14 protein-coding genes are annotated in these 19,466 nt (G+C 41.2%); 8 read left to right on the plus strand and 6 right to left on the minus strand.

Going from position 1 to position 19,466, the window contains the following annotated elements:
• Nucleotides 1-52: 52 nt before the first annotated feature.
• The 3 genes from P20311_RS14180 (at nt 53) to ccoG (ending at nt 4,365) form a co-directional block, all read left to right on the plus strand.
• Nucleotides 53-1,354: an AarF/ABC1/UbiB kinase family protein gene (locus P20311_RS14180; protein ID WP_008114083.1), complete on the plus strand. Its 1,302-nt coding sequence runs from the start codon at nt 53-55 to the stop codon at nt 1,352-1,354.
• Nucleotides 1,355-1,410: 56 nt separating this feature from the next.
• Nucleotides 1,411-2,829, plus strand: coding sequence for a sigma-54-dependent Fis family transcriptional regulator (locus P20311_RS14185; protein WP_008114084.1), 1,419 nt, complete (start codon nt 1,411-1,413; stop codon nt 2,827-2,829).
• Between the two features lie 153 nt (nt 2,830-2,982).
• Nucleotides 2,983-4,365 carry a cytochrome c oxidase accessory protein CcoG gene (ccoG, locus tag P20311_RS14190; RefSeq protein WP_036985240.1) on the plus strand — a complete coding sequence of 461 codons (1,383 nt, stop codon included), beginning with the start codon at nt 2,983-2,985 and terminating at the stop codon, nt 4,363-4,365.
• 21 nt (nt 4,366-4,386) lie between these two features.
• Here ccoG and P20311_RS14195 read toward each other — a convergent pair whose 3' ends face one another.
• The 3 genes from P20311_RS14195 to P20311_RS14205 form a co-directional block, all read right to left on the minus strand.
• On the minus strand, nt 4,387-4,803 hold the full coding sequence (locus P20311_RS14195; RefSeq protein WP_008114086.1) for a hypothetical protein: 417 nt from the start codon (nt 4,801-4,803) through the stop codon (nt 4,387-4,389).
• 35 nt (nt 4,804-4,838) lie between these two features.
• Nucleotides 4,839-5,753 carry a M14 family metallocarboxypeptidase gene (locus P20311_RS14200; RefSeq protein ID WP_008114087.1) on the minus strand — a complete coding sequence of 305 codons (915 nt, stop codon included), beginning with the start codon at nt 5,751-5,753 and terminating at the stop codon, nt 4,839-4,841.
• Nucleotides 5,754-5,875: 122 nt separating this feature from the next.
• Nucleotides 5,876-6,403 carry a LuxR C-terminal-related transcriptional regulator gene (locus tag P20311_RS14205; RefSeq protein WP_008114089.1) on the minus strand — a complete coding sequence of 176 codons (528 nt, stop codon included), beginning with the start codon at nt 6,401-6,403 and terminating at the stop codon, nt 5,876-5,878.
• A 143-nt stretch (nt 6,404-6,546) separates the two neighbouring features.
• Here P20311_RS14205 and P20311_RS14210 point away from each other — a divergent pair, with 143 nt between their 5' ends.
• From P20311_RS14210 to P20311_RS14220, 3 genes are read left to right on the plus strand one after another with little or no spacing between them, the layout of a single operon-like run.
• Nucleotides 6,547-7,638: a hypothetical protein gene (locus P20311_RS14210; protein ID WP_036985241.1), complete on the plus strand. Its 1,092-nt coding sequence runs from the start codon at nt 6,547-6,549 to the stop codon at nt 7,636-7,638.
• On the plus strand, nt 7,639-10,710 hold the full coding sequence (locus P20311_RS14215; RefSeq protein WP_008114092.1) for an efflux RND transporter permease subunit: 3,072 nt from the start codon (nt 7,639-7,641) through the stop codon (nt 10,708-10,710).
• Nucleotides 10,703-11,008, plus strand: a complete 306-nt coding sequence (locus tag P20311_RS14220; protein WP_008114094.1) for a DUF3240 family protein — start codon at nt 10,703-10,705, stop codon at nt 11,006-11,008. The genes P20311_RS14215 and P20311_RS14220 overlap by 8 nt, the downstream gene beginning before the upstream one ends.
• A gap of 50 nt (nt 11,009-11,058) precedes the next feature.
• On the opposite strand, the gene iadA is transcribed toward P20311_RS14220, so the two are convergent.
• From iadA to P20311_RS14235, 3 genes are all read right to left on the minus strand, one after another.
• Nucleotides 11,059-12,225, minus strand: a complete 1,167-nt coding sequence (gene iadA / locus P20311_RS14225; protein WP_008114096.1) for a beta-aspartyl-peptidase — start codon at nt 12,223-12,225, stop codon at nt 11,059-11,061.
• Nucleotides 12,226-12,237: 12 nt separating this feature from the next.
• Nucleotides 12,238-13,641, minus strand: coding sequence for a putative basic amino acid antiporter YfcC (gene yfcC / locus P20311_RS14230; protein WP_008114098.1), 1,404 nt, complete (start codon nt 13,639-13,641; stop codon nt 12,238-12,240).
• 141 nt (nt 13,642-13,782) lie between these two features.
• A complete protein-coding gene (locus tag P20311_RS14235) occupies nt 13,783-16,710 on the minus strand; it encodes a TonB-dependent receptor domain-containing protein (protein WP_008114100.1) in 2,928 nt (975 codons plus the stop codon).
• 352 nt (nt 16,711-17,062) lie between these two features.
• Between P20311_RS14235 and P20311_RS14240 the strand changes: the two genes are divergently transcribed.
• On the plus strand, nt 17,063-18,763 hold the full coding sequence (locus P20311_RS14240) for a cyanophycinase (protein ID WP_008114102.1): 1,701 nt from the start codon (nt 17,063-17,065) through the stop codon (nt 18,761-18,763).
• Nucleotides 18,764-18,874: 111 nt separating this feature from the next.
• Entirely contained in the window at nt 18,875-19,426 is a 552-nt protein-coding gene (locus P20311_RS14245) for a flavodoxin family protein (protein WP_008114103.1), read from the plus strand.
• The last annotated feature ends 40 nt before the right edge of the window (nt 19,427-19,466 follow it).

The raw sequence follows: 19,466 nt of genomic DNA on the forward strand, positions 1-19,466 counted from the left end.
AAGCGCAATAAAACGTATAAGTTGGCCTTATTATTAATAGATTAGGTTAATTATGGCTAATGAGCGATCCGTTCCCACCTCTCGACTTTCACGATTTGCAAAGTTAGGCTCATTAGCCACCGGTGTTGCCACAAATATGTTAGTAGGTGGTGCCAAAAGTGCGCTTAGTGGTAAAGGCTGGGATAATAAAAGCTTATTACTCCAGCCGAAAAATATTGAAAACTTAGCCACTCAGCTATCGCACCTTCGCGGTGCGGCAATGAAGCTTGGGCAGTTACTTTCAATGGATGCTGGCGACTTATTAACTCCCGAGCTTGCGCAGTTACTGTCTTTGTTACGTGCCGATGCCAACCCAATGCCACATAAGCAATTAGTGAGCGTGCTAAAAGAGCAATGGGGGGATGACTGGTTATCGCGTTTTTCTCATATTGAACTAAGACCGTTTGCAGCTGCATCAATTGGGCAGGTTCATTTAGCTTATATAGAAAATGGTGATCAATTAGCCGTTAAAATTCAATATCCAGGTATTGCTAAAAGTGTGGTAAGCGATGTGGATAATGTGATCACTTTACTTACTTTATCGCGATTATTACCTAAAGAATTGGATATAAAACCCTTAGTTGAAGAAGCGAAAGCGCAGTTATTAGCTGAGGCTGATTACACCCTAGAATCACAGTATTTAGCACGATACAAAAACCTGTTATCGACTAACCCTCACTTTAAAGTGCCTAGTGTGTATGTAGAGCACAGCACTGCGCAGGTGCTTACAATGGAGTATGTTGATGCTAAACCTATAGAAGGCATTTGTGATCTATCCGCTGCTGAGCGAAGTCATGTTGCGGAGCAACTAATTAATTTGTTCTTTAAAGAAATGTTTGAGTTTAAGTTAATTCAAACCGACCCCAACTTTGCTAATTTTCATTACCAACCAGAGTCACAAAAAATTGTGTTATTTGATTTTGGTGCCACCCGAGAAATTACAGCTACCCTCAGTGATGCCTATTTAGCCTTGTTTAAGGCCGGCAGTAATAATGATCGTGCAGGGGTGCTCAATGCTGCCACTGCTATTGGCTATTTTAAAGACGCTTTAAAAGATGACTATAAAGAAAGATTGATTGATTTATTTTTAATGGCTTGCGAGCCACTTCGCTATAATGGCGAGTTTGATTTTAAATACAGTGAGCTTGCTGGCAATATCAAAGATGCCGGATTGCAGTTAAGCGCCCAGTCGCAGCAGTGGCATACTCCCCCTTTGGACGCATTGTTTATTCATCGCAAATTAGCTGGCTTATATTTAATTGCAGCGCGTTTAGAAGCCAAAATAAATATTAAGTCGTTATTTAGCCATTATTAAGTGCTAAAGCAGGATAAAATTGGCATAATACTCGCGATATTTCGCGAGGTCGTATTATGATAAAAAACTTTTTAAACGATCCTACCTTATTGCTCAATGCGGTAGGTGAGGGTATATACGGATTTGATTTGTCCGGTAATGCGGTATTTGTAAATCCAGCCGCAGAGCGAATGACTGGATGGACGGCCGATGAATTATTAGGCAAAAAAATACATCAATATCATCATCATAGCCATGCCGATGGCACTCCTTACCCTGCCGATGAGTGCCAAATTTATTGCACTATGTTTGATGGCAAACGCCGCGAAGTAAAAAACGAAGTATTTTGGCGTAAAGACGGCAGTGCCTTTGCCGTTGAGTACACTTCCACCCCCGTTTATAAAAATAACCAGCTTATTGGTGCTGTGGCAGTATTTCGCGATATATCAGCACAACAGCAAACGCAAACCCAGTTGCACGAAGCGTTAGTTCAAGTAAAGCATCTAAGCGAGCAGTTAAAAGATGAGAACGATTACCTTATTGCCGAGCTTAACGAGGATTGGCAAGATTCTGGGCTAGTTGGTCGCAGTGATGTATTTCAACGCATGTTAGATCAAATACAGTTAGTGAGTGAAACCGATAGCACCGTACTCATTCTTGGCGAAAATGGTACTGGCAAAGAGCTGGTGGCACGTAACTTACATAGATTAAGTAAGCGCAATGAGCAGGCGTTTATAAAAGTTAATTGTGCGGCATTTACTCCAAGTTTATTAGAGTCTGAGCTGTTTGGACACGAACGAGGCTCTTTTACTGGGGCGAACGAGCGTCGTAAAGGGCGTTTTGAACTTGCCGACCAAGGCACCTTATTTTTAGATGAAATTGCAGAGCTACCATTAGAGTCCCAAAGTAAGTTATTACGGGTATTACAAGAGCGTGAATTTGAACGTGTTGGCGGTAGTCAAACCCTAAAAGTCGATATTCGCATCATTGCTGCAACCAACCGTAACTTGTGGGAAATGGTACAAGCAGGGCAGTTTAGAATGGACTTATATTACCGTTTAAATGTGTTTCCCATTCATGTGCCTGCACTTAAAGAGCGAAAAGAAGACATTCCGTACTTGTGTCAAAACTTAATTGCGCAAATAAATAAGCGCTTAGGTAAACAGTTACAAGGGTTAAGTAAAAAAGCGATTAGACAATTACAAGCCTATGACTGGCCAGGTAACATTAGAGAGCTACAAAATGTACTCGAACGAGAAGCTATTTTATCTAAACACCCTACATTACAGTTAAGTCAGTCGCTTAAAGCGGGCGATGATAACGCCATAAACCCAACGCTTACACTTGATGAAGTACAAAAACAGCATATAAGCAGCGTATTAGCATTGTGTAATTGGAAAATTGCAGGTGAACAAGGCGCGGCAAATAAGTTGGGCTTACCAGAGAGCACCTTACGCTCAAAAATGCAGAAACTCGGGCTTCGCCGCAACAGTTAATTCGCGATATATCGCGATAGTCGCTAAATGTCGCGATATTATAGTTCGGTTTTATTTTTAAAATCATTTAATATCAATGCCTTGAGTTAAATTTCAGTGTGGTCTGAAAGTTGCAAATGCTTGCTTAATACCCGTCACTATGAAGTAAGTAGCATGAAGTTTGATATTAAAGAAGAAGACATGATCATAAAGCCCTATAAAGAAGAGGGGCCAATTTATATACGCGAGCAAAAAGGTTTTTTTCAACGTATACGTCGCAATTTAGGCTGGTTGTTAATGCTGAGTTTTATTGCCATTCCGTGGGTTCAATATAACGGCCAGCAAGCGGTTCTATTGGATGTGGCCACCCAAAAATTTACTATTTTTGGCCTTACCTTGCTCCCTCAAGACTTTATGATTTTAGCCATGCTGTTTATGGTGGGAGCGTTTGCCCTATTTTTTGTTACCAACTGGCTTGGCAGAGTATGGTGTGGTTATACCTGCCCACAAACCATTTGGATGTTAATGTTTTCTTGGGTTGAGCAACGTATAGAGGGTACGCGTAACCAGCGTATTAAGCTTGATAAGAGCCCGTGGGATATTACCAAATGGCGAAAAAAAATCACTAAGCACAGTGCTTGGCTGGTTATTTCGGTACTTACGGCGACCTCATTTTTAGCGTATTTTATCCCCGCTAAAACCTTGTACCTCGAAATGTTAAATTTAGAGTGGTCTGGGATCACCAGTTTTTGGGTATTTTTATTTGCGTTTTGTACTTATGGAAATGCGGGCTTTTTACGTGAAAAAATGTGTACTGTGGCGTGTCCGTATTCGCGCTTTCAATCGGTGATGTTTGATAAAGATACGCTGGTGGTTACTTACGATAGTGAGCGGGGTGAAAATCGTGGCCCACGTAAACGCAAAGCTGAACCTAAAGCGCTTAATTTAGGTGATTGCGTAGACTGTAACTTATGTGTGGAGGTATGCCCTGCAGGGATTGATATTCGCAATGGCTTGCAATATGAATGTATTAACTGTGGTTTATGTATTGACGCTTGTGACGACACCATGGATAAGTTTGGCTACGAAAAAGGCTTAATTAAATACGCCAGTGAAAAGCAAATGGCAGGGCAAAAAACTAATCCATTTAGGCTTAAACTTGTAGGTTATGGGGCGTTAACTGCGCTATTAATTTTATCTATGTTTGCTTGGATGTTACAACGCACCCCTATAGAAGCTTCGGTGCTTAGAGATAGAAACGCATTGTATCGGGTAAATTACGAAGGCTTAGTTGAAAATCCTTACACACTTACTATTATCAATAAAACTCAGCAACCGCTGCATTATTCAATTTCAATTAGCGGTTTAGAGGGGGCTACATTGCAAAGCCCAAATGCTATATTAGTAGAGCCTGGGCTGATGAAAAGTGTGCCGGTAACGGTGACTGCAGACGGCTACGATTTAGCACGCAAAGTGAGCAAGCTGAGTTTTGTGATTACTTCGCAAGAGGATCCTGCAATTACTATTACCAAAGACAGCCAGTTTTATAAAAATTAATAAAGTATGAGTCCTAGCCAGTTAACAACCTGACTCGGCTAGGGCTAGCTGCTTAATTACAAATTTTTTGGCGCTTTGCAAATCATCAAACAAGCATTCTTGTAAATGAGCATCACGGCCAGAGCTGTGCATAATCCGCTGTAATTGCCTTATAGCAATAGGCGAGGTGAGGACAAACGCACTGATCAAACAGTTATTAATCCCCATTGTTTGGCTTACATCTATCATGTTTTTTTCAGCATCGGGGGTAGCAGCGATCACTTCGGGAGAGTGGCTAATATAACCCCAAGGCAAATGCTTAAATGGTTCAATGGTATTTAATAGAGCGGCTTTAAAATGGTTTAATAACTCAGGGTTTAAGTTACCTTTAAACTGCCCAATAACTATATTACCCTCAACGCGCAAGCTATAACTGCCGTAGTTATTTTCAAATTTCAATAGCCGCTCCTTTTATTTATTATCCAGTGTACCGATCACTTATTAATAATGTAGTCTAAGGCACCAGAAATTGCAGCAACTTGCGCTAATATGCACTCTTCAGGGTTAGCCGTTGCACTGTCGGGATACACCTCGGTGGTGGTGACATACGCAGCTTCAGAAAATCCCATACATAAGCCTAAATCACGGGCCGCGTAATTAATTACCCCAAATTGCGCTTGTGGTACACCAATTAATTGCTGATTTTCATCGCTAGGTGCAATATGCGTTACTTTTTCAACATGTTCAATAATTGCTTTTTGAAAATCGGGCTCAGGTTTGTTGCTATCAGCCACTAAATAAAAGCCATCAGGAATGTTCCAGTTGGTGTTTACTTTGCCTTCACGAGCCGCAAGTGCAGGTCTAAATTCACTGTTATCAGAATCTGTTGTTTCATGTAAATCGATATGCGCGATTAAACGCGTGTTTAACGATTGCACATAGTTCATTACTGCCGCTGACTCTTGTGCTGGGCTGCTTTCATAAAAAGAGCGATTAGGGTCGACCGCGTCTGGGTTCCAACGATTAATTGTTTCATAACCCCATGGGCTAATACAGGGGGTAATTACAATATTAAAGTGCTCAGCATACTGATTTGCCAGTGTTTTAGCGAATCTTAAAGCGCCATGTACACCACTGGTCTCGTAGCCATGTACGCCGCCAGTAATTAAAACAGTGGCTTTGTTTGTATCAAAATTAACAGTTTTTAACGCGTACAAAGGGTAGCTACCTGCGGCATAATTAAGCTCACCGTATTGCTGTACTTCTAGAGTGCTTTTAAGTTCATCAATTAAAGTGACGACGTCTTGTTGATAACTGCGCTTAATTTTTTGTGCCGCAAGCCATTGGATTTTATTATGGTTGTTCCACTTCTCACCAGGCGTACCAATTGGGTAACTACTGTTATTCATATTAAACCTTTACGTTGAATTATCTCTGCGGGCTATAGAGCACATAGACCATAATGACGAAAATAAAGCGTTAGCTTAACGCTGACCAAAATAGCGCGCAAGTATATGCGATAGTCTCTGCATTAGTTAATGGCTGAGCTTGAATGCGGATAGTGCCTTTGTTGCATAAAGTCTTCTAAAAACCATGCAGCAAACTCATGTCTGCCCTCTACATCCGCTTTACTGTAGATGTCTGAAGCTTGTTGGCGTACTGTTTTTTCTTTAGTGCTTCTAAGCGCGCTAATTTCTTTAAAGCTAAGCCCTTTGAGTAATAGCATGGCTACTTCCTGCTCGCTACGAGTGAGTGTCCACTGAGAAAACTGCGTTTGTATAACACCACTGTATTGATGGCGCGCGTCTTTCATTTCCTGCGATATGTTGTTTAGCTGAGTCACAGAGCTGTGTAATTCGCGCTTAAGGTTAATAATTTTTTTGGTTCGCGCGTTAATATCTTTAATTAAATACAGAGCACCCAAGCCAGAAATAATCACAATTAAGCTCTCAGTAAAAATATGCCACTGCGGCACCCCTAATTTTAAATCCATGATCACGTCAAAAAAATTTAACACCATGATCACCAATAGCGTTGCTGCGATTATTTTATCTCTCATTAAGTTCTCTACTATTAGTAAGTTAAGTTTGCAATGGACATATGTACTGTACTGCGAAAATCAGGGTTTATAAGCATATTAAGGCGTATGCCTGATGCGATAACCCCACAAAAAAGGCATGGTTATTCTATAAAATTAATCACATGCGAACAAACCAAATGCAGTTAAATTATACAAAAATACGATGTAATTTTGTTCATTACTTTAAAGCGTTATTATTTATCGCCGTGCTGGCTTATTTAGCTATTAACCGTGTGTTAGCCGCGCAAACGCTTGCTCCCATTCCGATTAGCGAGTTAAGCGGGTTTGATACTCAGTTTGCCACCACTCATGCTACTGACTTTATTGATGCTCAAAGTGTAATGGGGCAAGTAAGTTATAAGCCGGGTGTTAATTACACGGTATTGTTTGCATTTGATGTCGCGCAAATTAATTATTTATACGCTAATGGGAGCCATGTAAAAAAAGGCGCTATTGTGGCAACCATTCAAGGTAGTGACGTCCAGCACTTTTTAGACACTTACCAATCAGCAAAAGACATGCTTAATGTCGCTAAGAGCCATTATGATATAAACAAGGTGCACCTGAAAAATAAAATTATTAGAAGCTCTGAGTGGGTCACTATTACGCAAAGCTACTATGCAGCCAAACTAAGTTTTGAACATTTAAATCACCAAATGCGCTACCTGCAGATTGATGAACAAGAAAACGTAAGTTTGATCAGCCCAAAAGCAGGGATATTGCAATTTCCTACTCAAGCGGCAAATCGCATGTTAGGTGAACGAGTATTCGACATCCTCGACCCTAATAGTATTGAGGTTAAGTTTACTGTTCCTATTAGTTTGGGCAAAGGAGTGTCTTATTTCAGGGTTTCTGATCAGTGCCAACTCAATATTAAAAGCGTAGACAGTATTGCTAATAAGTACCATCAAACTATTTGGGCATCACCAAGCTCTGCACAATGTAACTTAACTATAGGGCAGAGTATTAAAGCGGTTCCGGTTAAAAAAATAACGGGTTACAGCGTTGCCAAATCGGCACTATTTGAGTTTGAAAATACCAATTATATTGCCATTAAAGCTGACGAACATCTTGAGTTTGTGCCTGTACAGTTAATTGGTTCACGTAATCAAGATTTTATTTTTAGCGCCAATATCCCCTTAAATAACCGACAAGTATTAATTAGCTCAGTAAGTGCATTGCAGGGAATGCTGTTGCATTTAGGGAGAGAATAAATGTTGAACCTGCTTATTAAGTTTTCACTAACGCAGCGATTGTTTGTTAGTATTTTTGCCATTATTGCTATGGTTATAGGGGCTCGCTCGTGGTTGAGTATTCCGGTGGATGCATTTCCTGAAATATCGCCTACCCAAGTAAAAATTGTTTATAAATTACCGGGTATGAACGCCCTTGAAATTGAATCCCAAGTAACGCGCATTATTGAAACCGAACTACTGGGCATTCCTGCTCAGCAAATGCTGCGCTCTACCACCAAGTATTCTATTACCGATATTACCATTGACTTTAAACAAGGTACTGACATTTACTGGGCGCGCCAACAGGTAAACGAGCGACTGTTAAATATTTTACCTAGCTTACCTGCCAATATTAGTGGGGGTATGGCACCAATGAGTACGCCGTTGTCTGAAGTGTTTATGTTTACCATAGAAAGCCCTAATTTATCGCTGATTGAAAAAAGAGAGTTACTTGATTGGCAAATACGCCCATTACTAAGAACCGTGAGTGGCGTAGCCGATGTAAATAGTTTAGGTGGGTATGCAAAAACGTTTGCTATTGCCCCTGATAACTTATTAATGCAGCAGCATCAAGTTAGCTTTTTACAACTGCGAGAGGCGATAGAGCAAACCAATCAGAATGGTGGCATAGGGCGCTTAGCAAAAGGCAACGATACATTAATTTTACGTACTGAGGGTAAATATAGCGATTTAGAGGCCATCAAAAATACAGTAATTAAATCAACCCAAAATAAGGTGATCCGCTTAAGCGATGTCGCCCATGTTGATGTAGGAAGTTTAACTCGTTATGGAGCAGTGACTAAAAATAGCGAAGAGGCTGTGCAAGGGTTAATTATTGCGCTTAAAAACAGCAACACAGCGCAAGTGGTCGCAGAGGTAAAAAGTAAGCTGCGCCAAATCGAAGCCTCATTGCCGCAGGGTACCAGCATTAATGTGTTTTACGACCGCTCAAACCTTATCAACACTGCAATTAGCACCATTACCAGCGCGTTGGGCCAAGCTATTATTTTAGTGATTGTATTATTGGCGTTGTTTTTAGGGGATATTCGCTCCTCTTTGGTAGTGTCGTTATCGTTACCTATGTCGGCGTTGTTAACTTTTATTATGATGAAACAGTTTAACTTATCAGCCAATCTAATGAGCTTAGGGGGCTTAGTGATAGCAATTGGTATGCTGGTGGATTCATCGGTTGTTATTGTTGAAAATATTTTAAACCGGCTGGCTAATAATCAACATTTACCTAGGCTGCATGTTATTTATCGTGCCTGTAAAGAGGTTGCTGCACCGGTTTTTTCAGGCACTATCATTATTATAATTGTATTTTCACCCCTGTTAATGCTCACCGGGCTTGAAGGTAAATTATTTACCCCTGTAGCGCTCACCATCGTATTTGCTATGTTAAGTGCGCTATTGTTATCGCTTACAGTTATTCCTATTTTAGCCTCGCTATTGTTGAAAAATGAGCCCGTAAAACAGCCTAAAATGGTGACTTTGTTACAAGGCTTTTATAGTAAAACACTTGCTAAGGCGATTAAAAAGCCAATGCTAATAAGTGTTACTTCAATAATGGTACTGATCCTCAGTGGCGTATTATTTCAAGGACTTGGTAAAAGCTTTATGCCTGTGCTAGATGAAGGTGACATTATTGTTCAGCTTGAAAAATCCCCCAGCATTTCATTGCAGGCCTCCCTTGATATAGACAAGCAAATTGAAGCCACGCTGTTAAAAAACACCCCAGAAATCGTACAAATTGTCGCACGTACCGGCTCCGATGAACTGGGGCTTGATCCGATGGGACTGAACGAAACCGATGTGTTTATGGAGCTGGCACCAAAGGAGCAGTGGCGCTTTGCTACTAAAGCACAACTAATAGATCATATCCGCCAAACGCTTGCGCAATTCCCAGGCGTTAATATTGGTTTTACTCAACCTATTCAAATGCGTGTATCAGAAATGCTCACCGGTGGCACTGGCGATATTTCAATTAAAGTGTTTGGTAACGACATTGCGACCTTGTCATCGCTTGCAGAAAAAATCACTGCGCTTGCCACCAATATTGACGGCGCAAGTGATGTGCAAATGGCGCTTATTGAAGGGGGCAAATACGTTAATATTAAGCTCAACGCTGAAGTTGCGAGCCAATTTGGTTTAACAACGCAAACATTAAGTGAGTATCTAAAGTCTCAGCTTGAGGGATTACAGGTATCTACGTTGCAAGAGGGCAATCGCGTTATTCCGATTGTATTTAATGGTGCTACAGCTAAAAACCAATTAGTGGATTTATCTTCTATTCAAGCGCTCAAAAACAGTCTTATTTTAATGCCAGATAACAGCCTAATGCCGCTTGAAGATATTGCTAGCATTGGCTTTAAAACAGGACCATTACTAATAGAGCGCGAAAAAGCTAAGCGCTTTGCTTCAGTTAGCGTCAACGTAGATAACCGCGATGTGGTGAGTTATGTGAATGAACTTGAAGCTAAAATTAGCAGCAACATAAAGTTACCCAGTGGGTTTACTTTATCTTTTGGTGGCGAGTTTGAAAGTCAGCAACGCGCAACGCAAAATTTATTAGTACTCATTCCTGTGGCGTTAATATTAATATTTATTATTTTATTTACTACCTTTAAATCGCTATCTAAATCAATGCTGATTATTGCCAATATCCCGTTTGCGCTGATGGGCGGGGTGATTGCTTTGTATATTAGTAATGAATATTTATCGGTGCCTGCATCGGTAGGGTTTGTTGCCCTATTGGGGGTAGCCGTACTCAATGGTATTGTGATGATCAGCTATTTTGAACAAACTAAAATGTTTGCTGCAAATGTAACACAGTGTATTTTAGATGGTGCAAGTAGGCGGCTACGCCCTGTATTAATGACCGCGACAACTGCCATGTTTGGTTTATTGCCGCTGGTGTTTGCAACAGGGCCAGGGGCTGAAATACAAAGGCCATTAGCTATCGTAGTTATTGGTGGGTTAATTACCTCCACTATTACAACACTTTATTTATTACCTATCTTTTATGGTTGGTTGGAGAAAAAACATGGCTGAACAGTTACTTTTTACCCTAAATGCACCTACAAACATAAAAGATGACGTGGTTGATATATTAATAGGCATAGACTGCATTACCGGCTTTAACTTAAAAAAAATTCAAGGCTATAGCAAAGAGCACAGCGAGTTTGATATTGCCGAGCAAGTAGAAGGGCATCGCAGTTTTTATCAATTTGAGGTGCATATTTTATTATCTGAACTTGCCATAGTAAAAACGGCGCTAAGCCCTGTTTGTAAGTACACGCCGTTAAAATATTGGGTAACCCCAATTTATGAAAGTGGGCACTTAGAATAACTCCGTATTTAGCATTTTATGCTGCTGAGCATTCTCAGCAGCATTGCGTGTTACTCGAACAATCCTTTTATAACCGCGTGGCGGTTTTGCACCATTAATGTGCCGTTAGCCCATACATACTCAGGGGTTAAGGTCTCTTTATCGAGAAGCACAACATCCGCGTCGCTCGCTGTTTTAAGGCGGCCTTTATCAACTCCTAAAATATCGGCAGGGTTACTGGTTATGCTCATTAAAGCGTGCTCAATAGGGACGTTATATTGCTTAACTGCTTGCTGAAACGAGGTTAATAAAGAGGACTCTTTGCCTACCTCAAGCCCTAATAAGTTAAAGTCTTTATCAAAAATAGGTAAACTAGCATGGCCATCTGAGCTCATAGTGAGTTGATTTGCTGCTACACCTTGTTCTAAGCAGTAGGCAAGGGCATGGGCTGCTGCGAACTCACCGTGGGCTAAATCGTAATCGGTAGTGCTGGTGGTAAAGTCGATAGTACCGCCTTGATCACAAAAGTGAATACCGGCATCAAGAAGTGCTTTATTTCGGTTCATATGTGTAGGATAAAACTGTTTAAGCTTAATATCACTTTGCTGAGCCACCTGATGCAAAATAGTTAAATGGCTATCAACTGGGCCTACATGAATACTCACCGTGCCTTTTTTACCACTGAGCATACCGGCTACTTTAGCCTCGGCTGCCAATTCTGCTAATTGCTGTACCGTAGGTTGGCTACTGCGATGATCAGAAATTGCCACTTCGCCAACACCTATAAACTCCTCTATATACATAATGTCGTCAGTGATTGAGTGGCTGAGTGTTTTAGCTGGCAAATGATACGAACCAGTATGGCAAAATACATTCAGCCCTTGCTCTTTTAACGCTTTTGCTTTGGCAACCAAATTGGTCAGCGTACGTGAGCTTGAATCGGTACCCAGTGCGGCCACCACCGTGGTGGTGCCCGACAAGGTTGCATCGGTTAGGTTCATTTCAGGGGTGCGGCTGGCAAATCCAGCCTCGCCACCGCCACCGGTAATATGCACTAACGAATCAACAAACCCCGGCGCAACCAGCTTATTTTTACCGACAATCCGTTTGACGAGTACACTGCTGTCGAGAGTTATATTTTCGTCAATAGCAATGATTTTACCACCGCCAATTAAAACATCTTGTGTGCCTAGGAAGGTGGGTGCATAAACGTTTGCACCTTGTATTAAAGTTAACATAACAAATTCTTTTTATTGATAATTAATAAAGTAAGCAAGAAATATAAAGCCGCTTGCTAATACAAAAAGTGCTAGGGCAAAACGCCAAATAAACGCAGCCCACTCTCCCCAATCTAATTTCACCACACCTAAGCAACCAATTAAACTAGCTGAGGTGGGAATTAAAATGTTGGTTAATCCATCGCCTAATTGAAAGGCCAATACTACAATTTGCCTTGATACATTGAGCAAATCGCCAAGTGGAGACATCAGCGGCATAGTGATGGCAGCTTGGCCTGAACCCGATGAAACAAAAAAGTTAAATACACTTTGAAACACCAGCATTCCCCAAGCTGCAATGTAATCTGGCACACTGGCTATGCTGCTTGCACAGTAATAAAGCAGGGTGTTGAGGGTTGAGGGAGTGGTTAAATCACTACCCCCTAATAGTAATACAATGCCTTTAGCCAGTGCGACCAATAACGCCGCTGGCAATAACTCTTGTGCACCGTGTTTAAACGCATCCGCGCACTCATTCGCGGTTAGCTTTTTAAACACGATGGCAATTATTGCACTGATAAGGCCAATACAAAAAAACTGTGCCGCAAGCTCAGGAATATAATATTGGCGAGCCATCACACCCCATACAACCCAGGCTATGCCCAATACAAACACTAATAATGTGAGTGCATCGGCTAGGCTAAGTTTAATCGTTGGCTGATCACCCGTTTTTTGGGATTGTGTTTTTATCCGTTTTGCATAGCGCATAGTAAACACAAGGCCTACAAGCGTAAAACAAGCCCACGCTAGCATACGAAAGCCCGCACCAGAAAACACTGGAATTTCAGCTATCGATTGCGCTATAGCAATACTAAAAGGGTTCATCCATGAGGTGGCAAAGCCTATTTGCGTAGCCACGTAAGTTGTAAGTACAGTGACTTTAGCGTCGTAGCCAAGTTGTTGCATAATAGGGAGCAGCACAATACAAAAAGCAATAGCTTCTTCGCCCATACCAAATACCGCGCCGCCTAACGAAAATAGTAAAAACAGTAAGGGAATAAACAGCCATTCAACCCGCTTGGTTTTATTAATAAGTGCCATAATGCCGTTATTAATCGCGCCGGTTTTCATAATAATGCCAAAGGCACCGCCAGTGATTAAAATAAACGCCATTACGCCAATAGCTGCACCATATTTATCACCCGACACAAAGCCTTCAAACAATACATTTGCTAAACCAATGTCGCCACCTTGTGCAAAAACAGGTGGTGATTGTTGGTCGTTAACGGCTTGATATTGTGAAAGCTGCACAGTATGGCTGTCAGGCTCTACATTAAATACCCCAGGGGTAATAAATACCGTGGCCATATAGGCAACCAGTGCCACACAAAGCAAAATGATGCTTGCATCTGGCATAGAAAATTGTTTTTGTTTCATAATTTCACTTTAATAAAAGGTCATTGTGTTGATGCGTAAATAAACGCTTAAATGTACTTTAGCACTTAATAGGCAGTGTCACTGTAGCCATGACCTGTAATAAAAGGAAGACCGCAAAGCGTTTGCTTTGCGGCTAAGTGGTTAAAAGCGGTAACTAATACTTAATTTATAATTAGCACCTAGGGCATTATGATTAATTGAATCAAAGCCACGGCTTGAACCATAAAGTGTGGGTGGCTGTTTATCAAAAATATTATTGATGCGCGCGCGTAAGGTCAGTGATTTATTAACATAGTAACCTGCTGATAAATCCCAAACGAGCCAATCGTCAACCTGATGCTCACCTTTTGAGTCTAATACGCCAAGTGAATCTAGTTCATCAATTTCACGCCCACGCAGGCCTTCTATATCATCTTCGTAGCTGCTGGTGTAGTTTGCACCTAAGTTAAGGTAGTAACTTTGCGCTTCCCAATCTATTGACATACGAGCAATGTTTTCAGGGTAACGATAAGTTCCTACCAACTTCTCTAACGAGTCAGACCCCGGTTTATTACGTTCAAACTCAAGGTAATGAGTGCCGTCAAACGCAAAGGTTAAGTCGCCACCTGATAGCCTAAAGCGGTGATCAAACTTAAAGTCTATGCCAGCTAAAGTTTGAGTACCGGTGTTTTCAAGTGGGATAGCATGATCGCGAAACAGCGGTAAGAATAGCTCGTCATCACGTGGGTTGAATTCATCGATGTAGCTGGCTAAGATTTCAGTTAAGTTGGCTCCGTCTTGCTCTATGTTTAAACCACTGGTGTCGGTGACATCACATAATGCTTCATCGTACGATATGCCTTGCTCGCCCGGTGGTACAATGCCACAGTGACGAAGTGATGCATCGGTTATGGCGCGATCTAACACTGCGGTCATGTTAGTATCAATTACTTCTTCATGATCAAACTGCCAATAATCAAGGGTTAAATTAGTATTAGCCGATGGGCTCCATGCAAAACCAACACTAATAGCTTCAGATTCTTCTGCATTTAAATTAGGGTTACCTAACTCTAACGAATTAACACTTACTTGTGTGCCATCACTCATACAGTATAAATCGGCTACAGCTTGGTTGGCACCACAGTCAAAAGTAGATTGTGTGGTTCTTAATTTAACACCAGCCTGCGTTAATGATGGTGCCCTAAACGAGGTTGACCATGAACCACGAACAATTAACGAATCAGTCGGGCGATAGCTCAAACCAATTTTAGGATTAAAGGTGCCACCAAAATCATCGTAATGATCGTATCGACCCGCTGCTTGTAGCTCTACTTGCTCACTCAGTGAAATACTTAATTCAGCAAACGCTGCATATTGAGTGCGATCGGCCTCTGATAAACTAGAGCCAAAGCCAAATACATCAACAAGGTAATCATTACCTGCTTGAGCTTGTGAATTAAGCGAAGGAATGTCGCTTAGCTCTTCACGTCGTGCTTCTACCCCAAATGAGGCATAGGCTGGTAGGTCGTTAAAGGTAAATAGTTCACCATTAAAGTTAGCATCCCAGCCGTAAACAGTACTTTCTCCACTGCGTGTTGGGCGAGCTTGCGCTGTTGCCAAAACGGCATCATTAGCGGCGTCGCCTTGAAGGAAAGGGTTGTAAAAAGGCAGTAATTCTCCCGATGCACAATTTAGGTCAGTACCGTCAAAACTTGCCAATGTACCGTCTGAACAAAGCTCGCCAGTGATCGCGCCATGAAACTGGTAACGATTATATACCCCTGCAATCGCTTCTTGCTCTGAACGTGAGCGAGAAAGAGTAACACCAGACTCCCAGCCCCAATCACCAATTTCACCACTTAGACTACTTACTAAGCGAAAGTTTTTCGTTTCTACTTCCACTGTTCTTGGAGCATTAAAGCGGGCATCAAAACCAAAACCATACACTTCTCGGCCACTTTGAGTATCAAATGGATCAATGTAGAGTTGATCTAATAAATCATTACTACCATCGGCATTATCGTAAATAAATAAGGCGTCTTCTAAAATATAAGGGCCGTCGTCGTCATTAATTTGGTTAATAGGTGAGGGCGATGAATACGCTTTTGCCTTGGTTTGGCTGTAAAAAAAGTCAGTGTGCCATTGTAGACCACCGAGCTCACTATTAAACATAAAGCCGGTTGAAAGGCTCTCAAATGGGGTATCTAGGTAGTCATCTTGATTAGGGTAGTAAGCACAAATTTGTTCACCAAATTCAGTAGTCACTAATTCGGTTTTACAGTTTGGTGATGGAAGTTCGTTACCGTCTCGGCTGCTGAAATAATAAATATTCGGTGAGTTCTCCAGCTTAGGTAAATATGAGTAACCATTAACTAATGAAGGTGAGGCGGTATAATCACGATCGGTCGCTTTAAAAGCGTTACGGTCATATATATCAGCAAATACCGTTAAGTTACTCTCGCCTATTTTTGTACCATACACTAAGTTTAGCTGCTTTTTACTTTCGTCATGCTGATCAAAGCTATCGGCAAACGAAGTATTGATTTCAGCCCCTTCAAAATCATCTTTTAAAATGTAGTTAATAACACCCGCTACAGCATCGGCACCATAAACGGCTGATGCACCGGTGGCTAAAATATCAATACGTTCAATGGCCGCTAGAGGAATAGAATTCACATCTACAAAGTTTTCAGTACCTGCAGCAAATGAACTAGGCGCAACTCTTCGCCCATTTATTAATGTCAGCGTTGCTGAAGGCCCCATGCCTCTTAAACTCGCTGCTGATTGACCTGCAGGTGTAGAGGTAGATGTACCGCCACTTTCAGAGGTTGAAAATGTGCCACTTCCACCTTTAAATACAGATAAATCTTTGAGTAATTCATGAATAGTATTAGCGCCGGAGCGTTTAATTGCATCTTGGTCTAGCACGGTTAGTGGAATAGTGCCTTCCAGATCAACGCCTTTTAAACGTGATCCTGTTACTTCTACTCGTTCAATGTTGGTATCAGTTTGAGTTTCTTGTGCATACACACAAGTGACAGGGCTCAGTAAAGCGCTTACTGTGGCCGCAATAGTTAGTTGACGAAACATTGTAGTACCTTTTGTCTTTTTTAAGCGCGCAGAAATAGGTTTAATATTTCTTAAGGCTTTAATTATTATGGTTTTTAGACAGGGCAATGGTGAAATGACACGCTGAGCCCCTCACAGAAATTAGTGAGGTGGTGGGCTACTCGTCAAACCACTCCGAAAGGTAGTGTGGTGAGTAGAAATATGTTGTAAGCAATGTTGCTTTTTTAAACATAATTCTCGTTCCAAAAAGGTTTTTGACAAAGCTAGCAGATGGGTGCTAGCTTACTCGCGTTTTAAAGTTCCTTTTTTTTATAGCAAGTGAGAGACGCTCTCGCAAGTTATTTCTTATAATTTTTTACATGAGTGTAACATAATGGAACGAATATATTTACCAAACAAGCGGTTAGTTAAATCGCGAATAATAACCGCTTTTTTATCAATTTTAATTGGTTTTTCGCTACAGTTAAGCGCAAAAGAGTCTAATCAAACGCTTGTTTTAGTGGGGGGAGCTCTCACAACATGTGCCAGTTTAAGCCCTAAAAACTGTGAAAAAAATACTCAGATCTCGGGTAAAACGCATAATGTATTTACGCTCTCTCAGGCTAAAATTAGCCAAATAAAGCAACAATGGCCCAGTAAAAATAGCCAAGCTAAAAATAACACTATTAAAAATTTAGCAACAATGCAGGCTAAATCATCGCCCAAATTATCGAAAAAAGAACTGTTATGGTTGTGGCGCGATGTTGATAGCAAACAGCTCAATAGTTTATCGGATCAAGAATACAATTTTGTAATAGATATGCTTGAAGTAGCTCAAATAAAAAGCGACAACACGCGGCTAAAAGAGCAGGTAAATACTGCGCTTAATAGCGAATCGGCAGCGACAGAGATTTTGCAGTTTATATCAGGTAGTTTAAAAGTTAATAACTCCAACCCGAGTATGCTAGCCATTACCGCCTCAAGCAGAGACCCTTATGAATCTGCTGATTTTTACGAAGGATTACTAAGCTTCCCTAATGTAAATTCGCAATGGCTTGCATTAACCCCTGCGCTTGCTAAAGCAATAACCACCAACAAGTGTGATGATTTAACCGCGCTTAGGCACTCCGAAATGGGGCTATATCAACGCGAACATATTTACCCTGATCGCACACAAGCAGAATATGAACTGTGTAAAATAGGCACCGACGCTTTAGTCGAGCTAATCAAAAACAGTACCGGTGTAATGTTTAATGGTGGCGATCAAAGCCTAACTCGAAAAGTATTATTTGATGAAAATAATCAGCCTTACCCATGGACAAACGCATTACAGTCTCGCCCTGTTGTTGTAGGCACAAGTGCAGGCACCGCGGTGCAAAGTGGCGGGCAAGGCAACGCCGAGAATGTGGTGATGATCACTAATGGCACCAGCTTGTCGGCATTAAAAGAAGGCGCACAAGCCATTGATGCCCCAAGTGAGCGTGCAAACAGCGATAGTTTAACTTACAACCGTTTTGGTGGTTTAGGCACGTTTAGTTACGGTGTATTGGATACACATTTTAGCGAGCGTAATCGCACATTAAGATTAGCTACTTTGCTAGACGACTTAAACGCAAACCAAGATCAGCCGACATTCGGTTTTGGTGTAGACGAAACCACCGCTCTAGTGGTGATTAAATCTAAAGCTGGCAATTTAATGACTGTAATTGGCAAAAATGGTGTAGTGATGGTTAAATCAACAGGGCAAGCTCAGGCTAAAACTAAAACCTATAGTTACTCTTATTGGCCTGTGGGCAGTGTGATTGATATTAAAAATAACGATTTTACCTTAAGTCAGCGCAGTATTAGCCAAGCATTACCAGCAATTAAAATACCGCCTTTACCAGTTCAGCGTTTTGGCAGTATTTTAACGGATGCAAAATTACGCTCTTTAACGCAAGCCATGTGCCTTAGCCAAGAACAAACGGCTGTTGGTCAGCAAGGTGAGTTTATTATTAGCCTATCTACCACGCCTGAGTCGGCATATGATCGTATTAGTGCTGCGCAGTATGGCTGTGCGGTGAGTAATTTAGAAATTGCAGTGAGTACCTTTTAATTTAATGCCACGCAAGCTAATTTAATTAAACACGCTGCTTAGTTGATTTTAACTTTAGCGGCCATACTATATTTAAAGCGTGTTTATTAAATCACAACAAAAGGAAGGTTCATGAGTAAAGTAGCGGTTATTTATTTTTCGGGATATGGCCATACCAAAAAAGTGGCTGAATTTGTAGCTGATGGAGCAAACGCTCAACTTATTGCTATTGATGAAAATGGCGATATACAAGACACCGATTGGGATGCATTAAACAATGCAGACGCCATTATTTTTGGTGCACCTACCTATATGGGCTCATATCCTTGGCAGTTTAAAAAGTTTGTTGATGCTACCTCTAAGGTATGGTTTACCATGGGGTGGAAAGACAAAGTATTTGGCGGTTTTACCAATAGCGGCAGCCTAAATGGCGATAAACAAGTCACTCTAATTAGTATGCAAACATTGGCTTCGCAACATGGTGGAATTTGGGTAAGCCTAGGGTTACCACCGGCCAATAAACTGGAATCAACTCGTCAAGACATCAATAACTTAGGCGGTTCAGTTGGCGTATTAGTGCAATCACCTACTGATGCAGATGAATCTGCAATTCCATCAGGCGATTTAGAAACGGCTCGTTTATACGGCGAACGTGTAGCTGATGTAGCCAAACGCTTAAAGTAAAAGTCACTCGATAAAATAAGTTAAAAAAGCCACATTGTGT

It is taken from the genome of Pseudoalteromonas sp. BSi20311, assembly GCF_000239875.1.
Lineage (GTDB): Bacteria > Pseudomonadota > Gammaproteobacteria > Enterobacterales > Alteromonadaceae > Pseudoalteromonas.

What these genes read in the sequence shown, in the direction of transcription:
- iadA (WP_008114096.1), bottom strand. Translation starts at nt 12,225, where the DNA reads ATGTTAACTTTAATACAAGGTGCAAACGTTTATGCACCCACCTTCCTA.
- P20311_RS14235 (WP_008114100.1), bottom strand. Translation starts at nt 16,710, where the DNA reads ATGTTTCGTCAACTAACTATTGCGGCCACAGTAAGCGCTTTACTGAGC.
- yfcC (WP_008114098.1), bottom strand. Translation starts at nt 13,641, where the DNA reads ATGAAACAAAAACAATTTTCTATGCCAGATGCAAGCATCATTTTGCTT.
- P20311_RS14185 (WP_008114084.1), top strand. Translation starts at nt 1,411, where the DNA reads ATGATAAAAAACTTTTTAAACGATCCTACCTTATTGCTCAATGCGGTA.
- P20311_RS14215 (WP_008114092.1), top strand. Translation starts at nt 7,639, where the DNA reads ATGTTGAACCTGCTTATTAAGTTTTCACTAACGCAGCGATTGTTTGTT.
- ccoG (WP_036985240.1), top strand. Translation starts at nt 2,983, where the DNA reads ATGAAGTTTGATATTAAAGAAGAAGACATGATCATAAAGCCCTATAAA.
- P20311_RS14220 (WP_008114094.1), top strand. Translation starts at nt 10,703, where the DNA reads ATGGCTGAACAGTTACTTTTTACCCTAAATGCACCTACAAACATAAAA.
- P20311_RS14200 (WP_008114087.1), bottom strand. Translation starts at nt 5,753, where the DNA reads ATGAATAACAGTAGTTACCCAATTGGTACGCCTGGTGAGAAGTGGAAC.
- P20311_RS14240 (WP_008114102.1), top strand. Translation starts at nt 17,063, where the DNA reads ATGGAACGAATATATTTACCAAACAAGCGGTTAGTTAAATCGCGAATA.
- P20311_RS14210 (WP_036985241.1), top strand. Translation starts at nt 6,547, where the DNA reads ATGCGAACAAACCAAATGCAGTTAAATTATACAAAAATACGATGTAAT.
- P20311_RS14205 (WP_008114089.1), bottom strand. Translation starts at nt 6,403, where the DNA reads ATGAGAGATAAAATAATCGCAGCAACGCTATTGGTGATCATGGTGTTA.
- P20311_RS14245 (WP_008114103.1), top strand. Translation starts at nt 18,875, where the DNA reads ATGAGTAAAGTAGCGGTTATTTATTTTTCGGGATATGGCCATACCAAA.
- P20311_RS14180 (WP_008114083.1), top strand. Translation starts at nt 53, where the DNA reads ATGGCTAATGAGCGATCCGTTCCCACCTCTCGACTTTCACGATTTGCA.